Below are 22,712 nucleotides of genomic sequence, written 5' to 3'. Positions count from 1 at the left end.
GGAGAGGCGTGGCCGGGGACGTCGAGGTCAGAGCAGGCCGAGCTTGGTGGCCGCGTAGACCGCCTCGGCGCGACGCGACACCATCAGCTTGCGCATCAGGTTGCCGACGTGGAACTTGACCGTCGTCTCGGAGATGAACAGCTCGGCGCCGATCGCGCGGTTGGACAGCCCCCGGGCCAGCAGGCGGAGCACGTCCAGCTCACGGTCGGTCAGCCGTTCCCGGTCGGGCATCCCGCCGGACAGCGACCGCACCATCGCCGAGGCCGACCGGGCGTCGAACGCGCTCTCCCCGCGGGACACCGCGCGGATGGCACGGACGAGCTCGGTGGTGTCGACGTCCTTCACCACGTAGCCGCGGGCGCCGGCCTGCACCGACTCGACGACGAGGCGGTCCTCGGCGAAGGTCGTCAGGACCAGCACCCCGATGCCGGGGTGGTCGGCGCACAGCTTGCGGCAGACCGCGAGACCGTCGGTCTGCGGGCCGGACGCCAGCTTGAGGTCGAGCAGCACCACCTGCGGCCGGCCGGTCGCGACGGCGGCGAACGCCTCCGGCGCGCTGCCCGCCTCGCCCACGATGCGCAGGTCGTCCTCGCGCTCCAGTACCGCGCGCAGCCCCTGGCGCATGATCGAGTGGTCGTCGACCAGCACGATCCGGATCGGCCGCGCCGCGACGCCCGCGGGACCGGGACCGCTGCGGGTCGCGGCGGTCCCACCGGACCCGTGCATCCCGCCGCCCGGCGCGTTCCCGCCGCCCTGCCCGGGGCCCGCCTGACCGGGGATGCCGTGACCACCGCCGTGACCACCGCCGAGGCCGGGGCCGCGCGCACCGACACCGGCTCCGCCGCGGGCATCCGGTCCGCCGCCGCTGCGGGCGTCCGTGACGGCGCGGCCCCGGGCGGGGCCGCCGGAGACGTGCCCGGGACCGCCCGGGGCGGTCCGTGTGCCGCTGCTCATCCGAGCTCCTTCCCCGGCGTCCCGATCGGGACGTCCACCTGCACCTGCAGCCCACCGATCCGCGAGCGGCGGAACCGCAGGGCCCCGCCCATCTCTCGGGCGCGGGCGTCCATGTTCACGAGGCCGCGGTGCTCCCCGGAGGGGCCGCGCACCGACGCCGCACGCAGCGTGCGGCGGATCTGCTCGGGGGAGGCGCCGCCGTCGTCGGAGATCGACAGGCGGACGCGGCCGTCGGCGTAGGCCAGTCGCACCACCGCCCGCGAGGCCGACGCGTGCATCGCCGTGTTGAACAACGCCTCGCCGGCGATCCGGAACAGCGACTGCTCGTGCTCGTGCGGCAGCGGCACCGGGGCCCCGCCGATCGTCACCTCGACCCGCAGCTCGTCGGGCATGTGCACGGTGGACAGCTGCCGCAGCATCGAGGGCAGGTCCTTGTCGGCGTGGTCGTCGTCGTTGAGCGCGTAGATCGCCGACCGCAGCTGCTCGACGGCGCGCCGGGTCAGGTCCTTCGCCGTGTCGAGGTGCTGGAGCAGGACCGGCTCGGTGATCTCCGACCGGCACAGCTCGATGTGCATCCCGGCCGACAGCGCGTACTGGGTGACGCTGTCGTGCAGCTCGCGGGCGATGCGGTGCCGCTCGTTGTCGAGGACCTCCCGCTGGCGGGCCGCCCCGAGTGCCTGCTGGGTGAGCATCAGCTCGTCGTTGCGGACGCGCAGGTCCTCGGCCTGGGCCGCGGTGCGTGCGTGCAGCCGCTCGGCGCGCTCCAGCAGCGCGCAGTTCTGCAGCGCCGACGCCGTCTGACCGGCCAGGATGCGCAGCACCGAGTGGTCGGTGTCGTCGATGTGCCGTTCCGGCGGCGTCCACGCGACGAACCCGCCGACGGTGCGTCCGTCGAGCCGGATCGGGACGTGCAGGTGCCGGGGGCGCGGGTCGTCCTCGTGGTGGTGGTGATGGCCGTCGCCGGCGTGCAGCCGTTCCACGTGCCGGCGCACGCGCTCGGGCACCGACCCCAGGTCGGCCCACTCGACTCCGTCCGGGCCGAGGACCACGTGCCGCGGCGCGGCGTCGGGCAGCTCGCCGTCGACGAGCCCGAGCACCACCCAGTCCGCCGACAGGTGGTCGGCGGCCGCGTCGGCGACGGCGCGGACCAGCGCCTCGGAGCCCTCCATCGTGCGGACCAGCGCGGCCGAGATCCGGTCCAGCGCGAGGATGACCCGGCGCAGTCGTTCGGCCCCCTCGCGGTACTCCGGGTAGAACGACGGCTTGCCCGTCCGCAGGCCGGTGAGCTGATCGAGGTCGGGGCGGGCCCGGCCCCCGGCGGCCGGCGACGAGGGCGGTGCGGGAGTGCGGCGGCGCGGGAAGCGGGCGGCGGCGGTCACCGCGAGGGCCTCCGTGCGGGCGTCACAGCGCTTCCCGGAACAGGTTCTCGATCTGCTCCACGCTCGCCGTGCGCGGGTTGGTGGTCAGGCAGGCGTCGCCGAGGGTGAGCCGGGACAGCCGCGGGACGTCGGCCTCGCGCACCCCGATCGCGGCGAGCCCGGTCGGGACGCCGACCTCGTCGGCCAGCTTGCGGACCTCGGTCGCGACCATGTCCACGGCCTCGTCGCCGGGCATCCCCGGCCGGGCGGGCAGCCCCATGGCCTGGGCGATCGGGACGAAGCGCGCCGCGTCGGCGTCGGAGGCCGAACCGTTGAACCGGATCACGTGCGGCAGCAGCACCCCGTTGATCAGGCCGTGCGGCAGGTCGAGCATGCCGCCGACCTGGTGGCTCATGGCGTGGGTGGCGCCGAGGATCGCGTTCGTGAACGCCAGGCCCGCCTCGAGCGCGGCCTGCGCCATCGCGGTGCGGGGGCCGTCGTCGTGGCGGCGGATCATCGTGGTCGGCAGGTTGGCGTGGACGAGTGCGACCGCGTGCAGCGCGTGGGTGTCGGTCAGCGGGCCGTGGGCCAGCGACACGAACGCCTCGATGCCGTGGGTGAGCGCGTCCAGGCCGGTCGCGGCGTTGAGCCAGTCCGGCATGGTGACGAGCAGCCGCGGGTCGATCACCGAGACGTCCGGGACCAGGGCCCGGCCCATGATGGTGATCTTGGTGAGGCGGGCCGTGTCGGTGATGATGCAGAACTGGGAGACGTCGGCGCCGGTGCCCGAGGTCGACGGCACCATCACCAGCGGCGGGATCGGGTTGGCGATGCGGTCGATGCCCTCGTAGTCGAGGATCGTGCCGCCGTTGGCCGCGAGCAGGGCGACGCCCTTCGCGGCGTCGATCACCGAGCCGCCGCCGACGCCGATCACCACGTCGCAGCCGGAGCTCTCGTAGCGCTCGAACCCGGCCTGGATCTCGTGGTCCTTCGGGTTCGGGGTGATCTCGTTCCACAGCTGCGGACGCAGGCCCGCGGCGCGCAGGTGGCGCAGCAGCTCGGCGGGCCACCCGGCCTCGGTCACCCCCGGGTCGGTGACGACGAACGGGCGGCGCGCACCGAGCCGCAGTGCGGCGTGCGCGGTCTCCGGCAGCGAGTCCGGCCCGAAGACGATCTCCGGGGCGTGGAACTTGGACAGCCGCGGCCGCTCCCGCGGGCGGTGCGCCGCGCGGACGGCGTAACCCTCGTCGGCGCCGGACGTGCCGGTCTCCCCGTCGAGCACGAGAACGGTCTCCCGTCGCACGGTTCCGCGATGCCCGTGGTCAGGGGCGACGGGACCGGCCGAACCGGTGAGGACCACGTTGCCCTCCTCCTGCTGCTGCGCGTTGTCGACTCACCACTCGACGACGGCGAGCGGATCTGTCACGAGCGTGTGGCCCACGGTACAGGGACACCCTGTCCCTCGACCCCCTCGACCCCCTCGATCGGCGGACGGCACGCCGATCCGCAGGTCGGAGCCGGGTCGTCGACCGGCTCCGGCCTGGCCGAAAGCGGAGGAGGTCAGGACGCGTGGATGGGCCCCTCGCGTTCGGCCAACCGGACGCCCTCGCCGCCCCAGTGCTGGGCGATCATCTCCGCGGCGATCGACACCGCGGTCTCCTCCGGGGTACGGGCCCCCAGGTCCAGCCCGATCGGCGACGACATCTTCGCGATCTCGGCCTCGGTCACGCCCCGCTCGCGCAGACGCTCGAGCCGGTCGTCGTGGGTGCGCCGCGAGCCCATCGCCCCGATGTAGCCGATCTCGGGCAGCCGCAGCGCGACCTCCAGCAGCGGCACGTCGAACTTCGGGTCGTGGGTGAGCACGCACAGCGCGGTGCGCTGGTCGATCCGGCCCGCGTCGGCCTCGGCCTGCAGGTACCGGTGGGGCCACTCGACCACGACCTCGTTGGCCCCCGGGAAGCGGCTCGCGGTCGCGAACACCGGACGGGCGTCGCAGACGGTCACCCGGAAGCCGAGGAAGGTGCCCATCCGGGCCACCGCGGCGGCGAAGTCGATCGCCCCGAACACGATCATGCGGGGCGGCGGCGCGAACGACTCGACGAAGATCTGCAGGCCCTCCCCGCGTCGCTCGCCGTGGACGCCGTAGGTCAGCGTCGCGTTGCGGCCGGAGTCGAGCAGACCGCGGACGTCGTCGCGCACGGCGTCGTCGATCCGGTCCGAACCGGTGCCGCCCTCGGTCCGGTCCGGCCAGACGATCAGGCGCCTGCCGAGCAGCTCCGAGGGGCCCGCGACGACCGTGGCCACCGCGACCGGGTCCTCGTCGCGGATCGCCTCGGCGATCCGGCCGAGCTGTGCGTAGGTCTCCGGGGTCACCTTCTCCACGAAGATGTCGAGGATGCCGCCGCAGGTCAGGCCGACGGCGAACGCGTCGTCGTCGGAGACGCCGTAGCGCTGCAGCACCGGCCGTTCCTCGGACAGCACCTGCTGCCCGAGCTCGTAGACCGCGCCCTCGACGCAGCCGCCCGAGACCGAGCCGACGGCCTCGCCCGCCGGGCCGACGAGCATCGATGCCCCCGGCTGGCGCGGTGCGGACCGGAAGGTCCCGACCACCGTCGCGAGCGCGGCCGGCTCACCGTTCTTCCACCAGCCTTCGAGCTGGTCGATCACGTCACGCATTGCGCACCACCTCAAGCAGTTTCTCCAGCGTGTCCAGGCTGTGCCCGGCCAGCAGGTCGTCCAAGTGCGGAAGGGCCGCGACTATTCCCCCCTGGACCGGGGCGTAGCCGTCCTTGCCCGCGTGCGGGTTGACCCAGACCAGCCGGTGGGCCAACCGGGACAGCTGCTCGGCCTGGGTGCCGAGCAGCTCGGTGCCGCCGCGCTCCCAGCCGTCGGAGAAGACGACCACGACCGCCCGCCGGGCCGCACCGCGGCGTCCCCAGCGGTCGACGAAGGCCTGCAGCACCTCGCCCAGCCGGGTGCCGCCCGACCAGTCCGGGATCGCCCTGCCCGCGGCGCGCAGCGCGTGCTCGGGGTCGCGCAGCCGCAGCTCACGGGTGATGCGGGTGAGCCGGGTGCCCAGGGTGAACGCCTCGACCGAGCGCGGCGAGCGACGGACGACGACGTGGGCGAAGCGCATCAGCGCGTCCGCGTAGGGCTCCATCGACCCCGAGACGTCGATCAGCAGCACGACCTTGCGCGGCCGGCGCGAGGTGTCGCGCCGGGCCAGCCGGAAGATCTCGCCCTGGTTGCGCAGCGCCGCGCGCAACGTGCGCTGCGGGTCGGCCTCGCCGTGCCGGTTGCGCCTGCGGCGCCGCGACGCCCGGGTCGGCGGCTCCGGCTTCAGCAGGGTCATCAGCCGGCGCAGGTGCTCGCGCTCGGCGGGGGAGAGCTCCCCGAGGTCGCGGTTGCGCAGGATCTCCGCGCCGGTCGCGGCGGCCTTGATCTGCGGGCCGTCGGTGTCGTCGGAGTCGTCCTCCCCGCCCTCGCTGCCGGGCAGCAGCGCGGCCAGCTTCGGTGGTGCGGGCGGGCGGTCGTCGCGGTTGCTCGACGGGCGGTTGCTGGTCGGCTCGAACCAGGACGGGAACGCCAGGTCGTACCGGACGATGTCGTCGGGGTCGGCGCACAGCGTCAGCCGGCCGGCCCAGTACGCCTGGTCCCGGTCGGTGACCTCCAGGGTGTCGAGCGCCTGCAGGTAGGCGGTCACCCGGTCCTGGGTGACCGGGACCCCCGCCGCGCGCAGGACCTCGGTGAACCCGACGAATCCGGTCAACAGCTCGTCGGTGGTGCCGGTGGGCTCCGCCGCGGGCGGCCGTGGCGGGGCCGCCGGGGACGGGCTCGGGGGGACGGTCATCGCGGCCGGGTCAGGACGCCAGCAGGGTGTCGAGCTGCTTGTGGACCCGGTCGGCGTCCTCCCGGTACTTGAGGACGGCGCCGAGGGTGCGCGCCGCCGACTCCGGATCCAGGTGCCGGGCACCGATCAGCTGCAACGCCCGGGCCCAGTCCAGGGTCTCCGCGACACCCGGCGGCTTGATCAGGTCGGCGTGGCGCAGCTTCTGCACGGCCCGCGCGACCGACGCGGCGAGGCGCTCGGGCACCTCGGGCAGCCTGCTGTGCAGGATCTCGATCTCGCGCTCGATGTTCGGGTGCTCCAGCCAGAGATAGAGGCAGCGCCGCTTGAGCGCGTCGTGCACCTCGCGCGTCCGGTTCGAGGTGAGGACGACGACCGGCGGCGTCGTGGCGCGCACCTCCCCGAGCTCGGGGATGGTCACCGCGTGCTCGGTGAGGACCTCCAGCAGGAAGGCCTCGAACTCGTCGTCGGCGCGGTCGATCTCGTCGATGAGCAGCACCGACGGGCTGGTGCGCAGCGCCTGCAGGATCGGGCGGGACAGCAGGAAGCGCTCGTCGTAGAGGCCGGCCTCGACGGTGTCCGGATCGAACCCGTCGCGCCCGCTCGCGGCCTCCAGGGTGCGCAGGTGCAGCAGCTGGCGGGGGAAGTCCCAGTCGTACAGGGCCTGACCGGCGTCGATTCCGTCGTGACACTGCAGGCGGATGAGCGGTGCGTCCAGCGTGGCGGCCAGTGCCTGGGCCAGCGCGGTCTTGCCGGTCCCCGGCTCGCCCTCGCAGAAGAGCGGACGGTTCATGCGCAGGGCGAGGAAGGCCGCCGTCGCGAGACCGTCGTCGGCGAGGTAGCCGGTCGCGCGCAGCGCGTCGGCGAGCTCGGCCGGGCTCCCGGGGCCGGGTGCAGGTTCGTTCACCGAACCAGCATGCAGGACGAGCGGTGAACGCGGCCACAGCAGGAGGGTCCCTCCTCCCCGCGCGGGCGGGTCCGGGACCTCCCCGTGACGACGAACGAGGCCCCCGGAAGGTTCGAGTTGCTTCCGGATCAGAAATGTTCACGACCACGTGATAGGTCCGTGATGTGACGTCGTTGACCAGTGCGTTTAGGGAGAATCTGATAATTACATCGTTGTCACAGTGATTCCGCTCACGGGTCCCTTCATTGACGAATTCTTCCCGCGCATTCACCTTTCTCGTCGGCCGGTCCACCGGAGCGGCCGCCTGAACGAGTCACACATCCGGACCCGCCGCGCCGAACCACCCCCGTCCCGCGGCTGTCCGGTCCGTCGAGGAAACGGAACGGGACGGGGACGAGAGAGACCACCTCCGCGGGCGTCATGGACGTCGCTCCCCGGTCCCGATCGACGCACCCGCGACGACACGGTGGGCACACCTGTGCCCTGGGGACCTCCTGCGCGGAGTGTGCGTGTCCTCGGGACGGCGCGGTGGGAGCGGAACAATGACCAAGGGACCCAAGGGCCGAAGTCTCCTGCGCATGGCTGCGGCGGGTGTCGTCGCGGTCGGCGCGACGGCTGCGATCGCCGGTACCGCCAACGCCGCCCCGGACAGCGTCTGGGACCAGCTCGCCGAGTGCGAGAGCGGCGGGAACTGGTCGATCAACACGGGTAACGGGTACCACGGTGGGCTGCAGTTCTCGCCGTCCACCTGGTCCGCCTACGGCGGCCAGGGCTCGGCGTACAACGCGAGCCGCGCCGAGCAGATCGCCGTCGCCGAGAAGGTGCTGGCCGCTCAGGGCTGGGGCGCCTGGCCGTCCTGCTCGAAGAAGCTGGGCATCACCGGTCACTCGGCCGACACCGGCAAGCGTGTGAAGGCGTCGGCCCCGGCCGCCTCGGCGCCGAAGAAGAAGGCGGCCGCCCCGGCCGCCGGCGGTTACACGGTGAAGTCGGGCGACACCCTCGGGAAGATCGCCGCCGCGAACGGCACCTCCGTCGCCGCGCTGGCCGCCGCGAACGGCATCGGCAACGTGAACGTGATCAGCGTCGGCCAGGTCCTGAACCTCGGCTGATCCCGCCGACCGTCCCCGGACCGCCATCCGGGACGGACGACACGGGGTGCGCGGTGTCCCCAGCACCCGCCCCGGCGGACGACGGCCCGGGTCCTCCTCCCCCCTCGCGGGGAGGCGGACCCGGGCCGTTCCGTCGTTCCGGGGGTGCGCGGCCGGGCTCAGGTCGAGTTGACCCACTCGTCGGAGCCGTCGGCGAACCGCTGGTGCTTCCAGACCGGCAGCAGCCGCTTCACCTCGTCGACGAGCTCGGCGCAGGCGGTGAACGCCTCACGGCGGTGCTCGGCGGCGACGGCGCAGGCGAGGGCGACCTCGCCGATGTCGAGCGGGCCGACCCGGTGGCTGACCGCGAGCGCCCGGACGCCGGGGGAGCGAGCGGCCACCTGCTCGGCGACCTCGGTGACGATCCGGGCGGCCGTCGGGTGCGCGCTGTACTCCAGCCCGTGCACCGACTTCCCGTCGTCGTGGTCGCGCACGACGCCGGCGAAGGTGACGACCGCGCCGGCCGCGGCGTGCTCGACCAGGCGGGCGTGCTCGTCGACGTCGAGCGGCTCCTCGCCGACGGCCGCACGCAGGACCGTCGCGGTCCGCGTGGTCGCGGGATCGGTCATCGGTGGTCTCCTCCGTGCAGCTGGTCGACCGCGTGGTCGAGGACCCCGGCGAGCACGCCGAGGCCGTCCTTCACCCCGCCCGGGGAACCGGGCAGGTTGACGATCAGGGTGCGGCCCGCGACCCCGGCCAGGCCGCGGGAGAGCACTGCGGTGGGCACCTTCTCCTCCCCGGCGCGGCGGATCGCGTCCGCCAGGCCCGGGATCTCGTGGTCGAGCACCGCCCGGGTGACCTCGGGGGTGGCGTCGGTGGGGGAGATGCCGGTGCCCCCGGTGGTGACGACGACCGCGACCCCGTCGGCGACGGCCGTCCGCAGCGCCTGCCCGACCGGCTCGCCGTCCGGCACGACGACCGGGTCCGGGGTGTCGTAGCCGCGCTCGCGCAGCCAGGCGACGATCGGCGGCCCGCCGCGGTCGGTGTAGACGCCCGCCGCGGCCCGGTTGGACGCGGTGACGACCCGGGCGGTGCGCGCGGCGGTCATGCCCCGCGCTCCCACAGCCCGGTCTTGCCGCCCTCCTTGCGCTCGACGCGCACGGCGTCGAGCACGGCGGCCGGGTCCACGGCCTTGATCATGTCGTGCAGGGTGAGCCCGGCGACGGCGACCGCGGTCAGCGCCTCCATCTCCACCCCGGTGCGGTCGGTGGTGCGGACCTCGGCGCGGATGGCGACCCGGCCGGCGTCGCCGTCGGTGGCCGGGGTCAGGTCCAGCGTCACCCCGCTGATCGCGATCGGGTGGCAGAGCGGGACGAGGTCCGGGGTGCGCTTGGCGCCCATGATCCCGGCGATGCGGGCGGTGGCGAGCGCGTCGCCCTTGGGGAGGCCGTCGGTCTCCAGCAGGTGCACGACCTCGGCCGTGGTGTGCACGGTCCCGGTCGCGACGGCGGCGCGGCGGCCGGGCGGCTTGTCGGAGACGTCGACCATCCGGGCCGCCCCGGCGTCGTCGACGTGGCTGAGCGCGGGGCCGGGCCGGTTGTGCTCGGTGGTCACGACCCCGACAGTACGGGGGCGCCGGTAGGGCGGCCCCTGCCACTCCGTGTGCACGGGCCGGGCCCCCCGGATGGCCCAGTCGCTGTGATCTGTATCACGTTTGTGGAACCGATCGTACTGTTTGCACGAACGTTTCCCGTTCGTGATCGGGTCTCGTCACCTGGGCAAACGCAAGGCCCGAACATCATGTGTCCGGTACGTCCGACGCCACGCCGTGTCGCCGTCGACTTTCGCGTCGTCCTGACGTGACCTACCTTCGGTCCCGGCTCGGCCGACTCCCCCATGCGGCCGGGCTCCGGTGCCGCAACGCTCCCTGTCCGGCGGTCCACCGGCCCCCGAGGTATCGGTGTGGGACAGGGCCGATCGTCAGACGGATCGGTGGCCGCTCCCCCGGCCGCCGGACCGGGCACCCACTCCCCGGGTGCGGTTCGGGTCGCGTCACGCGGGAGACCTGCCATGCCTCGTTACCGTGGGAAACACCGTAAACCGAGCACCGCCGGCCGCACGATCGTCCGGACCGCCGTCGCCGGTGCAGTCCTCGGCGCCCCGATGCTGGCCGTCGTGGGCACCGCGAACGCCGCCACCGACTCCACCTGGGACTCGCTCGCGCACTGCGAGAGCACCGGGAACTGGGCCGCGAACACCGGCAACGGCTACTACGGCGGCCTGCAGTTCAGCCCGAGCACCTGGAAGGCCTACGGCGGCGGCGAGTACGCCACGTCGGCGCACCAGGCCACCCGGGCCCAGCAGATCGCCGTCGCCGAGAAGGTCCTGGCCGCCCAGGGCTGGAACGCCTGGCCGTCGTGCTCGTCCAAGACCGGCGCGTCCGGGTCCGCCACACCGCGGACCCTGGAGACCGACTCCGGCACCCGGGCCCCGGAGCGTGTGAAGGCCAGCGCCCCCGCGGCGTCGTCCGGCGGCACCTACACGGTGAAGTCCGGCGACACCCTCGGGCAGATCGCGGCCGCGCACGGCATCGCGAACTGGAAGGACCTGCTGTCCAAGAACCCGGGCCTCGGCGCCGGGCACCTGATCACCCCCGGCCAGGTCATCAACACCTGATCCCGGCACGACGACGCCCCGGTCCCTCGGCGAGGGACCGGGGCACGCGTGTGTCGGGACCGGTGCGGTGGTGTCAGGTACCGGCGAGGCGGCGCAGCTGCCCCGGGGTGTCGACGTCGTCCGGAACGGCGACGTCGCCGCACTCGACCAGCTCCACGTCGGAGCGGCCGGCCAGGTAGTCACGGGCGCCGGAGTCCCCGGAGGACAGCGCGACGACCCCGGACCAGTGGTCCCGGCCGAGCAGGACCGGGTGCCCGGGGACGCCGTCGAACGCGGCGCGCCGCAGCGACGACGGCCCGGCGCCGTCGACGACCCGGCGGATCGCCTCCGGTCCGATGCCCGGCAGGTCGACCAGGTGCACCAGCGCCGCGCCGGTGCCGGGCAGGTGGGTCAGCGACCCGAGCCCGCGCCGCAGCGACGCGCCCATGCCCTCGTCCCAGTCCTCGGCGACCACGACACCGACGTCACTGCCGTCGGTGCCGAGTCCGGCGCCGCGCAGCACGTCGGTGACGTCGTCGGCGCGGGCGCCGAGCACGACGGTGACCGGGCCGCACCCACCCGCCTGCAGCGCCTTCACCGCCCGCACCGCGAGCGGCTCACCGTGCAGTCGGACCAGCGCCTTCGGGGTGCCCATGCGGCGCCCGGCGCCGCCCGCGAGCAACAGGCCGGCGACCACGGTCAGCGGTTGATCTCGGTGACCGGGTGCTCGTAGGGCACGCTGGCGACCGGGAACTCGATGTCTCCGAACGGCGACATGTTTCCCTGGACGCTGCCCAGGAGCTCGGTGACCGGGTGGTCGCCGTCGTCGGAGTGCGGCCACTCCGGGTGGATCCGGTCCTGCTTCGCGGGCTTGGCGGCCATCGCGTCCTCCAGCGTCGTCGTCCGGTCCCGGGCGGGACCGCGGCAGTCTCCTGTGCCCAGTATCGCGGACGCGGGCGCGGCTGTCCGCTCCGGTGCGCCCGCGATCGTCCGACTACCCTGGCGATGATGCAGACGTCCCTGGTCGAGTGGTTGCGCGGGCAGGACGACGGGTTCCTCGCCGCGCTGCTGCGCGCGCGTCCGGACCTCGCCGTCCCGCCCCCCGGCGACCTCACCGTGCTCGCGACCCGCGCCTCGATCCGGGCCTCGGTGCAGCGCGCCTGTGAGGACCTGGGCACCGTCGCGCTGACCGTCCTGGACGCGCTGGTGCTGGCGACGGCGTGGCGGACCCCGGCCGACGCGACGACGCCCGGCGCGGGACTGCGCGGCTGGCTCGGCGCCGACGTCGACGCGGCCACCGTCGCCGAGGGACTCGCCGCGCTGCGCGACCGCGCGCTGGCCTGGGGCCCGGACGAGGCTGTGTCGCTGGTCCCCGCGGCCGCCGACGTCGTCGGGCCGTGGCCCGCCGGGCTCGGCGCCCCCGCCACCGGCGCGGCAGCGGGCCCCGAGCTCGACACGCTGCTCGCCGGGGTGGGCGACGACGAGCGCAAGGTCCTCGACGTGCTCGCCCAGGGCCCGCCGGTCGGCCGCTCCCGCAACGCGACCGGGCCGACCGGGCCGGTCGGCTCCCTCGTCGACAAGGGACTGCTCGTGCGCCGCGACGCCGACACCGTCGAGCTGCCCCGCCAGGTCGCGCTCGCCCTGCGCGGCGACCGTCCGATGGGGTCGCTGGACCTGTCCCGGCCGGACGTCCCGCTGCGCGTGCGGGAGACCCCGCTGGTCGACGGCACCGGCGCGGGGGCCGCGCTGGAGTTCCTGCGCCGCACCGACCTGCTCCTGGAGTGGCTGGCGCGGGAGTCCGTGCCGGTGCTGCGCTCGGGCGGGTTCGGCGTCCGCGAGCTTAAGCGTGCGGCGAAGGCGGCCGACACCGACGAGCCGACCGCCGCGCTGGTCCTGGAGATCCTGCACGCCGCGGACCTGGTCGGGGCGACCGAGTCGGTGACACCGGAGTGGCTGCCGACCACCACGTGGGACGTGTGGGGGACCGGTCCCGAGGAGTCCCGCTGGGCGGTGCTGGCCCAGGCCTGGCTGGAGCTGCCGCGGCTGCCCGGGCTCGTGGGGCGCCGCGACGAGACCGGCAAGCCGATCACCGCGCTGTCCGACGGGCCGCGTCGTCCGCCGGCCGCGCGGGACCGCCGCCGGGTCCTGGACGCGCTCGCCGACCTCGCGCCCGGCACCTCGGTGGGGTCGCCGGAGGACCTGGCGCGGCTGCTGGCCTGGCACGCCCCGCGCCGCGGCGGACGGCTGCGCGACGAGACGGTCGGCTGGACCGTCGCCGAGGCCACCGCGATCGGTGTGGTCGCCCTCGACGCGCTCACCACGGCCGGGCGGGTGCTGCTCGACCCGGCCCTGCGCCCGGACCCGGCGCACCCCACCCGGCACCCCACCGAGCTGGCCGCGGCGCTGCACGCGGCGCTGCCCGCCCCGGTGGAGGAGATCCTGCTCCAGGCCGACCTGACCGCCGTCGCACCCGGGCGGCTGTCGGCGGACCTCGCGCACGAGCTCGCGATCCTGGCGGAGGTCGAGTCCGCGGGCGGCGCCACGGTGTACCGCTTCACCGAGCGCAGCCTGCGCCGGGCGCTGGACACCGGCCGCACCGCCGACGACGTCCGCGCGATCCTCGAGGCCCGTTCCCGCACCCCGGTCCCACAGACCCTGACCTACCTCGTGGACGACGTCGCCCGCCGGCACGGCAGGCTGCGCGGCGGCGCGGTCAGCTGCTTCCTGCGCTCCGACGACGAGGTGCTCCTGTCCGAGGTGCTCGCGCACTCCGCGGCCGAGGAGCTGGGGCTGCGCCGGATCGCCCCGACCGTCGTGGTCAGCTCGCTGCCGCTGGCCGAGGTGCTCGACGGGCTGCGGGCGGCCGGCTTCAGCCCGGCCGCGGAGGACGCGGTCGGCGCCGTCGTCGACCTCGGGCCGAAGGGGCGGCGCACCGAGCCGCGGCTGCGTCGCGGCACCCGGGACGCCGGCCGGGTCGTCGACCGGTCCCCGACGAACCGGGCCGAGGAACTCGTCGAGCGGCTGCGGGCGGGGGACCGCCTGGCCGGGGTACGCGACAGCGTCGCCGGGCGGCGTGAACTCACCGGCGCGACCGGGAACCTGGCCTCGCTGCAGGAGGCGGTGCGCGAGGGCCGGACCGTGTGGATCGGCTACGTCGACGCGCACGGCGTCGCCGGGGACCGGGTGCTCGCGCCGGTCTCGGTGGGCGGCGGGTACGTCGAGGGCCGTGACGCGCTCGACGGCGAGCTGCGCCGCATCCAGCTGCACCGCATCACCTCGATCGCGCCGGTGGACGCCGGATCGGAGCAACCGGCCGGACGCGACTAGCCCCGGACGCGGTACCGCAGCGGCGCCGGCACACGATGTGCCTGCGCCGCCGCGGTGTCCGGGTCGGGTCGGGTACGGGTCAGCGCGCGCCGGCGGCCATCCGCTGGTGCATCGCGTGCTGCACCAGCGCGATCAGGGTCTCCTTGGTCGACTGCCGGTGCCGGGCGTCGCACACGACCATCGGGACGGCCGGGTCGATCGACATCGCCTCGCGCACGTCGTCGAGGGTGTGCTGCAGCTGCCCGTCGAAGGCGTTGACCCCGACGACGTAGGGCAGGCCACGGTCCTCGAAGAAGTCGATCGCGGCGAAGGAGTCGGCCAGGCGCCGGGTGTCGACGAGGACGACGGCGCCGATCGCGCCGCGGACCAGGTCGTCCCACATGAACCAGAACCGCTGCTGGCCCGGCGTCCCGAACAGGTAGAGCACCAGGTCGGCGTCCAGGGAGACGCGACCGAAGTCCATCGCGACGGTCGTGGACCGCTTGTTGGGGGTGGCGGAGAGGTCGTCGTGCGACGCGCTCGCCTCGGTCATCACCGCCTCGGTGGTCAGCGGCATGATCTCCGAGACCGATCCGACGAAGGTGGTCTTCCCGACGCCGAACCCACCGGCCACCACGATCTTGGCCGACATCGTCGCGGCACGGGCCATCCCGGCCGCGGGCTGGGGCGGCTGTGGCCTAGAGCCGACGGAGTCCACTCAACACCCTTTCCATCAGCGCGAGGTCCGGCGCGTTGCCGGGGGTGCTCGCGGTCTGGTGAACGGTCACCGTGCCGTTCGAGGCCATGTCCCCGAGCAGCACCCGGGCCACGCCCAGGGGGAGCGACAGCAGCGCCGCGACCTCGGCCACCGAGCGGGTCTGCTCGAGCAGCAGGTCGGCGACGGAGCGGTGCTCCATCGGCAGCCGTTCCAGCTGGCTGCGGGCCCGGTTGCTGACCGAGACCAGGGTCTCGACGGCCAGCTCGTAGCCCGACTTGGTCCGTCCCCGCGTCCAGGCGTAGGGCCGGACGAAGGCGGCGCCACCCGCGGACGGGGGCACCGGCGGCGGCGCTGCCACTGGGTCGTGCGCGGGGCCGGGCCCCATGTTCTGTGACGGCGACGGCGACGGCCGGTCCGGCCGGTCACCGGTCCGCTGGGCCTCCAGCTCGGCCGGGGTGGGCGGCAGCCCGTAGGCCGCCGATCCGCCGATGGGGCCGGTCACCTCGGCCGGGTTCGGCGGCGGGACCGGGCGCCCGGGGGCGGCGACCTCCGGCTCGACGTCGTCCTCCGGACGGTTGCGCCCCCATCGGCGCTTCTTCGGCTTGCGCTTGGAGTCCAGGCTGAACCCGTTCATGACGTCGGCGAACGTCGGCTCGGGGCCGTGTCCGCCCGGGTCCTGGGTCATCGGATCTCACCCGCTCTGGTCGATCCTGGGATGGGGTGCATGACGGTAACGCGTCCTGGGGGTCCGGAGTCGCGGCCTCAGGGCCCGAACGAACCCTGCAGCTCCGCGCGCAGCTCCGGGGTGAGCAGCTGGCCGACCCGGTCGACCAGCAGCGTCATCTCGTAGCCGACGAGGCCGATGTCGCAGCTCGGCGAGGCGAGCACGGCCAGGCAGGAGCCGTCGCTGATCGACATCAGCAGCACGATCCCGCGGTCCATCTCGACGACGGTCTGCACGACGCCACCGGCGTCGAAGCAGCGCGCGGCGCCCTGGGTCAGGCTGACCAGACCGGATGCGACGGCGGCGAGCTGGTCGGCCCGGTCGCGCGGCAGCCGGTCGGACGCGGTCAGCAGCAGCCCGTCGGTCGACACCACGATGGCGTGCGCGACACCCGGGACGCGCTCCGCGAAGTTGGTGACCAGCCAGCCGAAACGGCTCTGGCTCGGCTGTGCCTGCGGTGCCCTCACTGGTTCTCCTCGGGGTCGGACGAGTTCGGTCGGTCCGCGGCGGGCTCGGGGGTGCCGGTCGCGGTGGTGTCCTGCGGGGCACGGGTGCCCTGCCGGTCGTGCTGGTCCTGCGGGTCGTGCTGCTCGGAGTCGCCGTCGACCGTGTCCGTCGTGCCGGCCAGTGCGTTGCGGCGGACACCGGAGGCGCTCTCCCGGCCCTGACGCACGCCCTGCTGGTAGCTGGCGAGACGGCCACGGACGCTCTCGGCGTCCCTCGGCTCCGCCGGAGCGGGGCTGAGCACGGTCGATCTTGCCGCACTGCCCGGGAGCAGTCGCGCCCGCGGGCGTCGCTTGGGCAGTCCGGCGGTCGTCAGGTCGTCACCGGCGGTCTCCGACTCGTCGCCGTCGGTGGCCTCGCGGGCCTGCCGCCAGACGTCGTCGGCGGGGGAGGCGAAGCCCGACGGGGGCGCCGGGGCGCCGTCGTTCGGGCCGGCGCCCTCCTGCCAGCGGACCGGCACCGAGCGGTTCGAGCGGAACCAGGCCGAGGCGATGTCGTCGAAGATCGGGGTGGTCTGACCCATGTCGAACCCGGTCTGGGCCCGGGCCGACTCGACCGCCCCGGGGCGCCGGAGCTGACCCCGGTCGCCCTCGACGGGCACCTTCGGTGCGAACAGCGCGTCCTGCGAGGAACCGGCGGCGTTCGCGGCCAGGCCCGCCGGGCCCGCGGCCCGGCCACCCTCCCGCTTCGGCAGCGGTGCGGGCGCCTGCCTGCCCGGCGCCTGCTGCACCGGACGCTCCTGCGGAGCCTCCGGGTGCTGCGCCTGCTGGACCGGCTGCGCCTGCTGGGGCGCGGGCTGCTGCGGTCCGCGGGCCGGTGCCGGGGGCGGGCCCTGGCGGCCGGGCCCACGGGTGGGCAGCGCCGGTCCGGCGCCGCGGGCCGGCATGACCGGGCGTCGCGACGGGGAGGGACGGGACCCGTTGGTGCGGGCCGGGAGCGGCCCGCCCATCGGTGTACGGCCGGACGGGCGGATCGTCGGGAGTGCCGCGGTCTCGGGTTCGGTACCGGCGGAGCCGCCGTCCCCGGATCCGGTTTCCCCGGAGCCGTTGTCCGCGGCTGCGCCGTCCACGGACGCGGTGTCCGCGGGACGGTCGCCGTCGGCGCCGGTCCCGGGGGCGTCCGCGGACGCGGCCGTGCCGGTGGTGTCGTCCTCGGCGGGGTCGGGCCCGGTGTGGCCGGCGCCGGTGGTGTCGGCCCCGGTGGTGTCGGCGGTGTCGTCGACATCGGTGTCGTCGGACGGGGTCCTCACATCGGTGCCGGCCGCGTCCGCGGCCCCGGTCCCGTCGTGGGCGTGACCGTCGGTCGTGCGGGCGTCGGTGCGGTCCCCGGGGGCCGGAGGGAACGGCGCGATGCCGTTCGTCCGGGTCGCGAGCGGTGTCTCCTCCGGTGCGGTGCCCTCGGTGTCCCGGTCGGTGTCCCGGTCGGTGTCCCCGTCGGTGGCGCGGGAGTCCACGGAGCCGTCGGTGTCCGGGTCGGTCCCGTCCGGACCGGCGTCGGTGACGGCGTCGGTCTCCCCGGCGTCCTCGTCGTCGGCCGGGGTCCGCCCGTGGTCCTCGGGACCGTCACCGATCGCCCGGTCCAGGACGACGGTGTCGTCCATGTCGCGGTCGGCGCGGGCCCGGGCCGCGGCGGCCGCCGCAGCGGCACCCGCCAGCCCGAGCGCGGCGGCGGCCGACGGTGCCGCGGTGCCACCGGAGCGGTCCGCATCGCCGTCGGTTTCGGTGTGGTCGGTGCCGTCGCCGGGGACCGCGGCCTCGGTGTCCTCGGTGTCGGTGACGGACCCGGCGCCGGTGCCCGCGTCGCCGGACGGACCGTCACCGTCGCCGGACGGGGCCGGGCCGGTGCTCCGGAACGCCTCGGCGTCGCGCGGGGCGTCGCCGTCGGCGGGACCGGAGCCGGCCTCGTCGGCCGGGGTGAAGACGTCGGCCGGGGTCCGCCCGTCGCGTGCGCCGTCCTGCGACGGCGCGAAGGCCGACAGACCCTGCGGGGCGGACCCGTTCAGGGTCGGGGCCGACCCGTCGGCGGTCTGCCCGCCGGCGTCGCCGGGGGCCGCGTTCTTCGTCAGCGACGACCCCGGACGGCGTGTCGGCAGGCTCGAGCCCGAGCCGTTGCGCGTCGTCGTGGACGAGGGCGTGCCGGTCTCGAAGGTCGGGGTCATCGGGCCGTCGGAGCCCGCGACCATCGACGGCAGCGACCCACCGCGACCGTTCCCGTTCACCGCGACCGGGGAGTCCGGCCGGGGTCCGTCGGGCGCTCCGCCGCCGGTCAGCGCCGGGGCGGGCAGCTGCGGGGCCTGCTGCTCGCCACCCTGGGGCGGCACGCCGCCCCAGCCTCCCGGGTCGCCGTCGCGGCGCTGCTCGGGCAGCTGAGCGGAGGGCACCAGCTGCGGCGGGACGGTCACCGAGGCGCTCAGCCCACCCGAGCCGCCGCCGACGGCGGCCGAGGCGAGCCGGACGCCGACGCGGTGCCGTGCGGCCAGCCGGCCGACCACGAACAGGCCCATCCGCCGGGAGGCCGACACGTCGACCTCGGCCGGGCCGGACAGCCGCTGGTTGGCGTCGACCAGCTCGGAGTCGGTCATGCCGACACCGCGGTCGGAGATCTCGACCAGCAGCGACTCGTCGGCGGTGCGGGTCGTCGACATGACGACCTGCGAGTCCGGCGGCGAGAAGTTCGTCGCGTTGTCCAGCAGCTCGGCGAGCAGGTGGACGAGGTCGTTCGCGGCGCGACCGGCGATCGTCGCGTTCGGCGGGGTCTGCACGACGACCCGCTGGTACTGCTCGACCTCCGACACCGCGGCCCGCAGGACGTCGACGACCTGCACCGGCGCCACGTTCCGCTTCGCCAGGTCGGTGCCCGCGAGGACCAGCAGGTTCTCGCTGTTGCGGCGCATACGGGTCGCGAGGTGGTCCAGCTGGAACAGGTTCGACAGCTGGTCCGGGTCCTGCTCGTTGCTCTCCAGCTGCTCGATCAGCTGCAGCTGGCGCTCGACGAGCGCCTGCGAACGGCGGGAGAGGTTGACGAACATCGAGTTGACGTTCTGCTGCAGCGCGGCCTGGTCGGCGGCCAGGCGGATCGCCTGGCCGTGCACGGCGTCGAAGGCCCGCGCCACCTGGCCGATCTCGTCGCGGCTGTCCAGCGGGACCGGCTCGACGAGCGCGTTCGGTGCCTGCCCGGACCGCATGCTCTGCACCGCCGCGGGCAGCTTCTGCTCCGCGACCTCGAGCGCCGAGCTGCGCAGCAGACGCAGCGAACGGACCATCTGACGGCCCAGCAGCAGGATGATGCCCGCGGTCAGCAGGATCGTGAGCATCAGCAGCACGGAGTTGAGGCCCGCGGTGTTGCCCGCCTGCTCGGCGGCCGCGGCCCGGCCGTCGACGAACGCCTGCTCGGCGGCGGCGGTGGACTGGTCCACCGCGGCGACGGACCGGTCGACGGCGGCGTTCCACGCGTTCGGGTCGACCGGCGGTGCGACCCCCGGCGGGACCGAGAGTGCCTGGTCACGCAGCGCGTTGCGCTCTCCGTTCGCCTGGCCCGCACCGAAGTTCCCGAAGGACTCGGCCTGCTCCGGCGTCAGCGACGACTGGAAGTCACCGGCCGCGGCCTGGAACGAGGCCTCGGCCCCGGTGGCCTGTGCGCGCTGCTGCTCCTCGAGCGTCCCCGCGGCGAGCGCGCCACCGATCACGGTGCGCTCCAGCTGCAGGGCCTCGCGGGCGCTCGACCCGGCGGCGATCGCCGTGGTCAGGCCGGCGGTGTCGGCGGTCTGCAGCCGCCCCACCAGCGCCCGGTCCAGCCCCAGCGTGCGCTGGACGACCCCGGTGTAGCGGCCGGTGAGGTCGGCGGCCGCGGTCGGCCCCTCGGCGACCTGCGACCGGATGACCGGCAGCTGGCCCAGCGTGGTGTCCGCCTGCCGGCGGGCCGTGGCCAGGTCGGGGGCCTGCTGCTCGGCGGTGTCGAGCCCCGCCGTGGTGGCCTGCAGCGCCTGGTCGGTCGTGGCCTGCGCCCGGTCGACGGCGGCCCGGTCACCGAGCCGGTTGCCCGCCACGAAGCGGACCGCGGCGTCGCGCTCGGTCTGCAGTGCGCCGGTCAGCGTCTCGATCTGGCGGTGCACGTCGACCAGGCCGCTGCCGCGGCCGAGCTCCTCGGCCACGTTGGCCTGGTCGACGACGCGGACGGCGCCGATGGACAGGGCGAGGACCGTGGGCACCAGACCGACGACCGCCAGCTTGGCGACCAGGCTCCAGTTCCGCGGGTCGAGTCGCTCCGACCACGTGCTCGGGTGTTCCGTGCTGGTCACGGTGGTCACGGCGAGATCTCCCTGTCGGTCTCCGGTCCGGGGACGGGCGGCGCGGCGGGCACGAGGTCGGGGAGCATCAGCTGGTCCGGTGCGCCTTTCGGGGTCACGACGGGAACCGCTCGACCACACCACGACCGACACGGGGCGGCGGTTGCCGCGTCCCGGGGGAGTCGGACGGATATGATCGTGCCGGGTCCCGTCTGTGCGTGACGGACGGCTGCCGAGTCTAGCCCCCGGAACCCTCGTCTCCCGAGTGGCGTAGGGCCGGTTGCCTCATGGTCACGTGACGTGACACACGCCGACCGCTCGTCTCCGCTCGGCGTCCGGCGGACCCGCACAGCTCCGTTCCCCGGCCTCGAGAGGATTCGTTCCGTGACCGACGGCCCCCTGATCGTCCAGTCCGACAAGACACTGCTGCTCGAGGTCGACCACCCCGACTCCGCGGCGGCCCGTGCCGCCATCGCGCCCTTCGCCGAGCTGGAGCGGGCACCCGAACACGTCCACACCTACCGGGTCACCCCGCTGGCCCTCTGGAACGCGCGCGCCGCCGGGCACGACGCCGAGCAGGTCGTCGACGCGCTGGTCCGCTGGGCCCGCTACCCGGTCCCGCAGCCGCTCCTGGTCGACGTCGTCGACACGATGGGGCGCTACGGGCGGCTGCAGCTGTCCCACCACCCCGCGCACGGCCTCGTCCTCACCGCGCTGGACCGCGCCGTGCTGGAGGAGATCCTCCGGCAGAAGAAGATCAGCCCGATGCTGGGCGCGCGGCTCGACGACGACACCGTCGTCGTGCACCCGTCCGAGCGCGGGCACCTCAAGCAGGCGCTGCTCAAGGTCGGCTGGCCCGCCGAGGACCTCGCCGGGTACGTCGACGGCGAGGCCCACCCCATCGAGCTGGAGCAGGACGGCTGGACGCTGCGCGACTACCAGCGCCACGCGGTCGACGGGTTCTGGGAGGGCGGCTCCGGGGTGGTCGTGCTGCCCTGCGGCGCGGGCAAGACCCTCGTCGGTGCGGCCGCGATGGCCAAGGCGGGCGCGACGACGCTCATCCTGGTCACCAACACCGTCTCCGGGCGGCAGTGGAAGCGCGAGCTGATCGCGCGGACGTCGCTGACCGAGGAGGAGATCGGCGAGTACTCGGGCGAGAAGAAGGAGATCCGCCCGGTCACCATCGCCACGTACCAGGTCGTCACCCGCAAGACCAAGGGCGAGTACAAGCACCTGGAGCTGTTCGACTCCCGAGACTGGGGCCTGGTCGTCTACGACGAGGTGCACCTCCTCCCGGCGCCGGTCTTCCGGATGACGGCGGACCTGCAGTCCCGCCGCAGGCTCGGCCTCACCGCGACCCTGGTCCGCGAGGACGGCCGCGAGGGCGACGTGTTCTCCCTGATCGGCCCGAAGCGCTACGACGCCCCGTGGCGCGACATCGAGGCGCAGGGCTGGATCGCGCCCGCCGAGTGCATCGAGGTGCGGGTGACGCTGACCGACGCCGAGCGCATGTCCTACGCGACGGCGGACTCCGAGGAGCGCTACCGGACGGCGTCGACGGCGAACACCAAGCTCAACGTCGTGCAGGCGATCCTGGACCGGCACAAGGGCGAGCAGACGCTGGTCATCGGGGCCTATCTCGAGCAGCTCGACGCGCTGGGGGAGAAGCTCGGTGCCCCGGTGATCCAGGGCTCGACCCGCAACAAGGAGCGGGAGAAGCTGTTCGACGCGTTCCGCCGCGGCGAGATCGACACCCTCGTGGTCTCCAAGGTCGCGAACTTCTCCATCGACCTGCCCGAGGCGACGATCGCGGTGCAGGTCAGCGGCACGTTCGGGTCCCGGCAGGAGGAGGCCCAGCGGCTCGGGCGCCTGCTGCGCCCGAAGAACGACGGCCGCCAGGCGCACTTCTACTCGGTGGTGTCCCGCGACACCGTGGACACCGACTACGCCGCGCACCGGCAGCGCTTCCTCGCCGAGCAGGGCTACGCCTACCGGATCGTCGACGCCGACGACCTCCTCGGCCCCGCCCTGCCCGACGCCGGCTGAGCCCGCCCCCCGGATCGGGGGCCTCCGTACGGCGCCGATCACGGGCACACTGGTGCGGTCCGCGACGGCCGGGGAGGGCACATGTCGACCGCCCTGTGGATCCTCGTCGGGATCGGGGCGTGGCTGGTCCTGTCGGTCGTCGTCGCGCTGGTGCTCGGCCGGGTGGTGCGCATGCGGGACCGGCAGGTGCCCGACCCGCCGCACCGGCCGGGCCCGCCGTCCGCGGCCCCGCCGGAGCAGCGCGGCCCGGTCGAGCCGCCGCCCGGCCACCCCCCGCCCGGGCCCCGTCCGCCGGGCTGAGCGGCGCCGCGACCCCGGGA

General features: G+C 74.8%; 20 protein-coding genes. 5 read left to right on the top strand and 15 right to left on the bottom strand.

Annotated features, from left to right (window positions below; all coding sequences use genetic code 11):
• Positions 1-27: 27 nt before the first annotated feature.
• From ZF1_RS25075 to ZF1_RS25050, 6 genes are all read right to left on the bottom strand, one after another.
• On the bottom strand, positions 28-954 hold the full coding sequence (locus tag ZF1_RS25075; protein WP_482638473.1) for a MadR family response regulator transcription factor: 927 nt from the start codon (positions 952-954) through the stop codon (positions 28-30).
• Positions 951-2,333 carry a MadS family sensor histidine kinase gene (locus ZF1_RS25070; protein WP_307799856.1) on the bottom strand — a complete coding sequence of 461 codons (1,383 nt, stop codon included), beginning with the start codon at positions 2,331-2,333 and terminating at the stop codon, positions 951-953. Before ZF1_RS25070 ends, ZF1_RS25075 begins: the two co-directional genes overlap by 4 nt.
• A gap of 22 nt (positions 2,334-2,355) precedes the next feature.
• Positions 2,356-3,615, bottom strand: a complete 1,260-nt coding sequence (locus tag ZF1_RS25065; protein WP_482638472.1) for an iron-containing alcohol dehydrogenase — start codon at positions 3,613-3,615, stop codon at positions 2,356-2,358.
• 257 nt (positions 3,616-3,872) lie between these two features.
• Positions 3,873-4,988 carry an XdhC family protein gene (locus ZF1_RS25060; protein WP_482638471.1) on the bottom strand — a complete coding sequence of 372 codons (1,116 nt, stop codon included), beginning with the start codon at positions 4,986-4,988 and terminating at the stop codon, positions 3,873-3,875.
• Positions 4,981-6,162, bottom strand: coding sequence for a vWA domain-containing protein (locus ZF1_RS25055; RefSeq protein ID WP_083658813.1), 1,182 nt, complete (start codon positions 6,160-6,162; stop codon positions 4,981-4,983). Before ZF1_RS25055 ends, ZF1_RS25060 begins: the two co-directional genes overlap by 8 nt.
• A 10-nt stretch (positions 6,163-6,172) precedes the next feature.
• Positions 6,173-7,066, bottom strand: coding sequence for an AAA family ATPase (locus tag ZF1_RS25050; protein WP_073576676.1), 894 nt, complete (start codon positions 7,064-7,066; stop codon positions 6,173-6,175).
• A gap of 578 nt (positions 7,067-7,644) precedes the next feature.
• On the opposite strand from ZF1_RS25050, the gene ZF1_RS25045 reads away from it, so the two are divergent.
• Complete coding sequence (locus ZF1_RS25045) at positions 7,645-8,175, top strand: transglycosylase family protein (RefSeq protein WP_482638470.1); 531 nt, start codon at positions 7,645-7,647, stop codon at positions 8,173-8,175.
• A gap of 158 nt (positions 8,176-8,333) precedes the next feature.
• On the opposite strand, the gene ZF1_RS25040 is transcribed toward ZF1_RS25045, so the two are convergent.
• The 3 genes from ZF1_RS25040 to moaC are packed head-to-tail and all read right to left on the bottom strand — an operon-like array spanning position 8,334 to position 9,768.
• Positions 8,334-8,783, bottom strand: a complete 450-nt coding sequence (locus ZF1_RS25040) for a molybdenum cofactor biosynthesis protein MoaE (RefSeq protein ID WP_100878857.1) — start codon at positions 8,781-8,783, stop codon at positions 8,334-8,336.
• A complete protein-coding gene (locus ZF1_RS25035; protein ID WP_073576673.1) occupies positions 8,780-9,262 on the bottom strand; it encodes a MogA/MoaB family molybdenum cofactor biosynthesis protein in 483 nt (160 codons plus the stop codon). Before ZF1_RS25035 ends, ZF1_RS25040 begins: the two co-directional genes overlap by 4 nt.
• Entirely contained in the window at positions 9,259-9,768 is a 510-nt protein-coding gene (gene moaC, locus ZF1_RS25030; protein ID WP_073576672.1) for a cyclic pyranopterin monophosphate synthase MoaC, read from the bottom strand. Before moaC ends, ZF1_RS25035 begins: the two co-directional genes overlap by 4 nt.
• Before the next feature lie 456 nt (positions 9,769-10,224).
• Here moaC and ZF1_RS25025 point away from each other — a divergent pair, with 456 nt between their 5' ends.
• Positions 10,225-10,830, top strand: coding sequence for a LysM peptidoglycan-binding domain-containing protein (locus tag ZF1_RS25025; protein ID WP_224401300.1), 606 nt, complete (start codon positions 10,225-10,227; stop codon positions 10,828-10,830).
• A gap of 73 nt (positions 10,831-10,903) precedes the next feature.
• On the opposite strand, the gene ZF1_RS25020 is transcribed toward ZF1_RS25025, so the two are convergent.
• Both ZF1_RS25020 and ZF1_RS25015 read right to left on the bottom strand, forming a co-directional pair.
• Positions 10,904-11,506 carry a nucleotidyltransferase family protein gene (locus tag ZF1_RS25020; protein ID WP_073576670.1) on the bottom strand — a complete coding sequence of 201 codons (603 nt, stop codon included), beginning with the start codon at positions 11,504-11,506 and terminating at the stop codon, positions 10,904-10,906.
• A 2-nt stretch (positions 11,507-11,508) separates the two neighbouring features.
• On the bottom strand, positions 11,509-11,691 hold the full coding sequence (locus ZF1_RS25015) for a hypothetical protein (RefSeq protein WP_062398283.1): 183 nt from the start codon (positions 11,689-11,691) through the stop codon (positions 11,509-11,511).
• 123 nt (positions 11,692-11,814) lie between these two features.
• Between ZF1_RS25015 and ZF1_RS25010 the strand changes: the two genes are divergently transcribed.
• Complete coding sequence (locus ZF1_RS25010; RefSeq protein WP_482638469.1) at positions 11,815-14,136, top strand: helicase-associated domain-containing protein; 2,322 nt, start codon at positions 11,815-11,817, stop codon at positions 14,134-14,136.
• A 79-nt stretch (positions 14,137-14,215) separates the two neighbouring features.
• Here ZF1_RS25010 and ZF1_RS25005 read toward each other — a convergent pair whose 3' ends face one another.
• The 4 genes from ZF1_RS25005 to ZF1_RS24990 all read right to left on the bottom strand — a co-directional run bounded on the left by ZF1_RS25005 (position 14,216) and on the right by ZF1_RS24990 (position 20,367).
• Entirely contained in the window at positions 14,216-14,833 is a 618-nt protein-coding gene (locus ZF1_RS25005; RefSeq protein WP_062398279.1) for a GTP-binding protein, read from the bottom strand.
• Positions 14,814-15,518 carry a DUF742 domain-containing protein gene (locus tag ZF1_RS25000; RefSeq protein ID WP_482638468.1) on the bottom strand — a complete coding sequence of 235 codons (705 nt, stop codon included), beginning with the start codon at positions 15,516-15,518 and terminating at the stop codon, positions 14,814-14,816. The genes ZF1_RS25005 and ZF1_RS25000 overlap by 20 nt, the downstream gene beginning before the upstream one ends.
• A gap of 77 nt (positions 15,519-15,595) precedes the next feature.
• Positions 15,596-16,024, bottom strand: coding sequence for a roadblock/LC7 domain-containing protein (locus ZF1_RS24995; RefSeq protein ID WP_020623626.1), 429 nt, complete (start codon positions 16,022-16,024; stop codon positions 15,596-15,598).
• Positions 16,021-20,367, bottom strand: coding sequence for a nitrate- and nitrite sensing domain-containing protein (locus tag ZF1_RS24990; RefSeq protein ID WP_482638467.1), 4,347 nt, complete (start codon positions 20,365-20,367; stop codon positions 16,021-16,023). The genes ZF1_RS24995 and ZF1_RS24990 overlap by 4 nt, the downstream gene beginning before the upstream one ends.
• Positions 20,368-20,730: 363 nt before the next feature.
• Here ZF1_RS24990 and ZF1_RS24985 point away from each other — a divergent pair, with 363 nt between their 5' ends.
• Together ZF1_RS24985 and ZF1_RS24980 are read left to right on the top strand one after the other, a co-directional pair.
• Entirely contained in the window at positions 20,731-22,392 is a 1,662-nt protein-coding gene (locus ZF1_RS24985) for a DNA repair helicase XPB (protein ID WP_253069366.1), read from the top strand.
• Positions 22,393-22,473: 81 nt separating this feature from the next.
• Entirely contained in the window at positions 22,474-22,692 is a 219-nt protein-coding gene (locus tag ZF1_RS24980) for a hypothetical protein (RefSeq protein WP_476652941.1), read from the top strand.
• The last annotated feature ends 20 nt before the right edge of the window (positions 22,693-22,712 follow it).

This window comes from Pseudonocardia sp. ZF1 (assembly GCF_056835605.1).
This window is presented reverse-complemented; position numbering and strand designations above follow the sequence as displayed.

Bases quoted from the DNA above. Each gene is read 5' to 3' on its own strand.
- ZF1_RS25000 (WP_482638468.1), bottom strand. From the start codon at position 15,518: ATGACCCAGGACCCGGGCGGACACGGCCCCGAGCCGACGTTCGCCGAC.
- ZF1_RS25035 (WP_073576673.1), bottom strand. From the start codon at position 9,262: ATGACCGCCGCGCGCACCGCCCGGGTCGTCACCGCGTCCAACCGGGCC.
- ZF1_RS25015 (WP_062398283.1), bottom strand. From the start codon at position 11,691: ATGGCCGCCAAGCCCGCGAAGCAGGACCGGATCCACCCGGAGTGGCCG.
- ZF1_RS25060 (WP_482638471.1), bottom strand. From the start codon at position 4,988: ATGCGTGACGTGATCGACCAGCTCGAAGGCTGGTGGAAGAACGGTGAG.
- ZF1_RS25025 (WP_224401300.1), top strand. From the start codon at position 10,225: ATGCCTCGTTACCGTGGGAAACACCGTAAACCGAGCACCGCCGGCCGC.
- ZF1_RS25045 (WP_482638470.1), top strand. From the start codon at position 7,645: ATGGCTGCGGCGGGTGTCGTCGCGGTCGGCGCGACGGCTGCGATCGCC.
- ZF1_RS25010 (WP_482638469.1), top strand. From the start codon at position 11,815: ATGATGCAGACGTCCCTGGTCGAGTGGTTGCGCGGGCAGGACGACGGG.
- ZF1_RS25075 (WP_482638473.1), bottom strand. From the start codon at position 954: ATGAGCAGCGGCACACGGACCGCCCCGGGCGGTCCCGGGCACGTCTCC.
- ZF1_RS24980 (WP_476652941.1), top strand. From the start codon at position 22,474: ATGTCGACCGCCCTGTGGATCCTCGTCGGGATCGGGGCGTGGCTGGTC.
- ZF1_RS25040 (WP_100878857.1), bottom strand. From the start codon at position 8,783: ATGACCGATCCCGCGACCACGCGGACCGCGACGGTCCTGCGTGCGGCC.
- ZF1_RS25055 (WP_083658813.1), bottom strand. From the start codon at position 6,162: ATGACCGTCCCCCCGAGCCCGTCCCCGGCGGCCCCGCCACGGCCGCCC.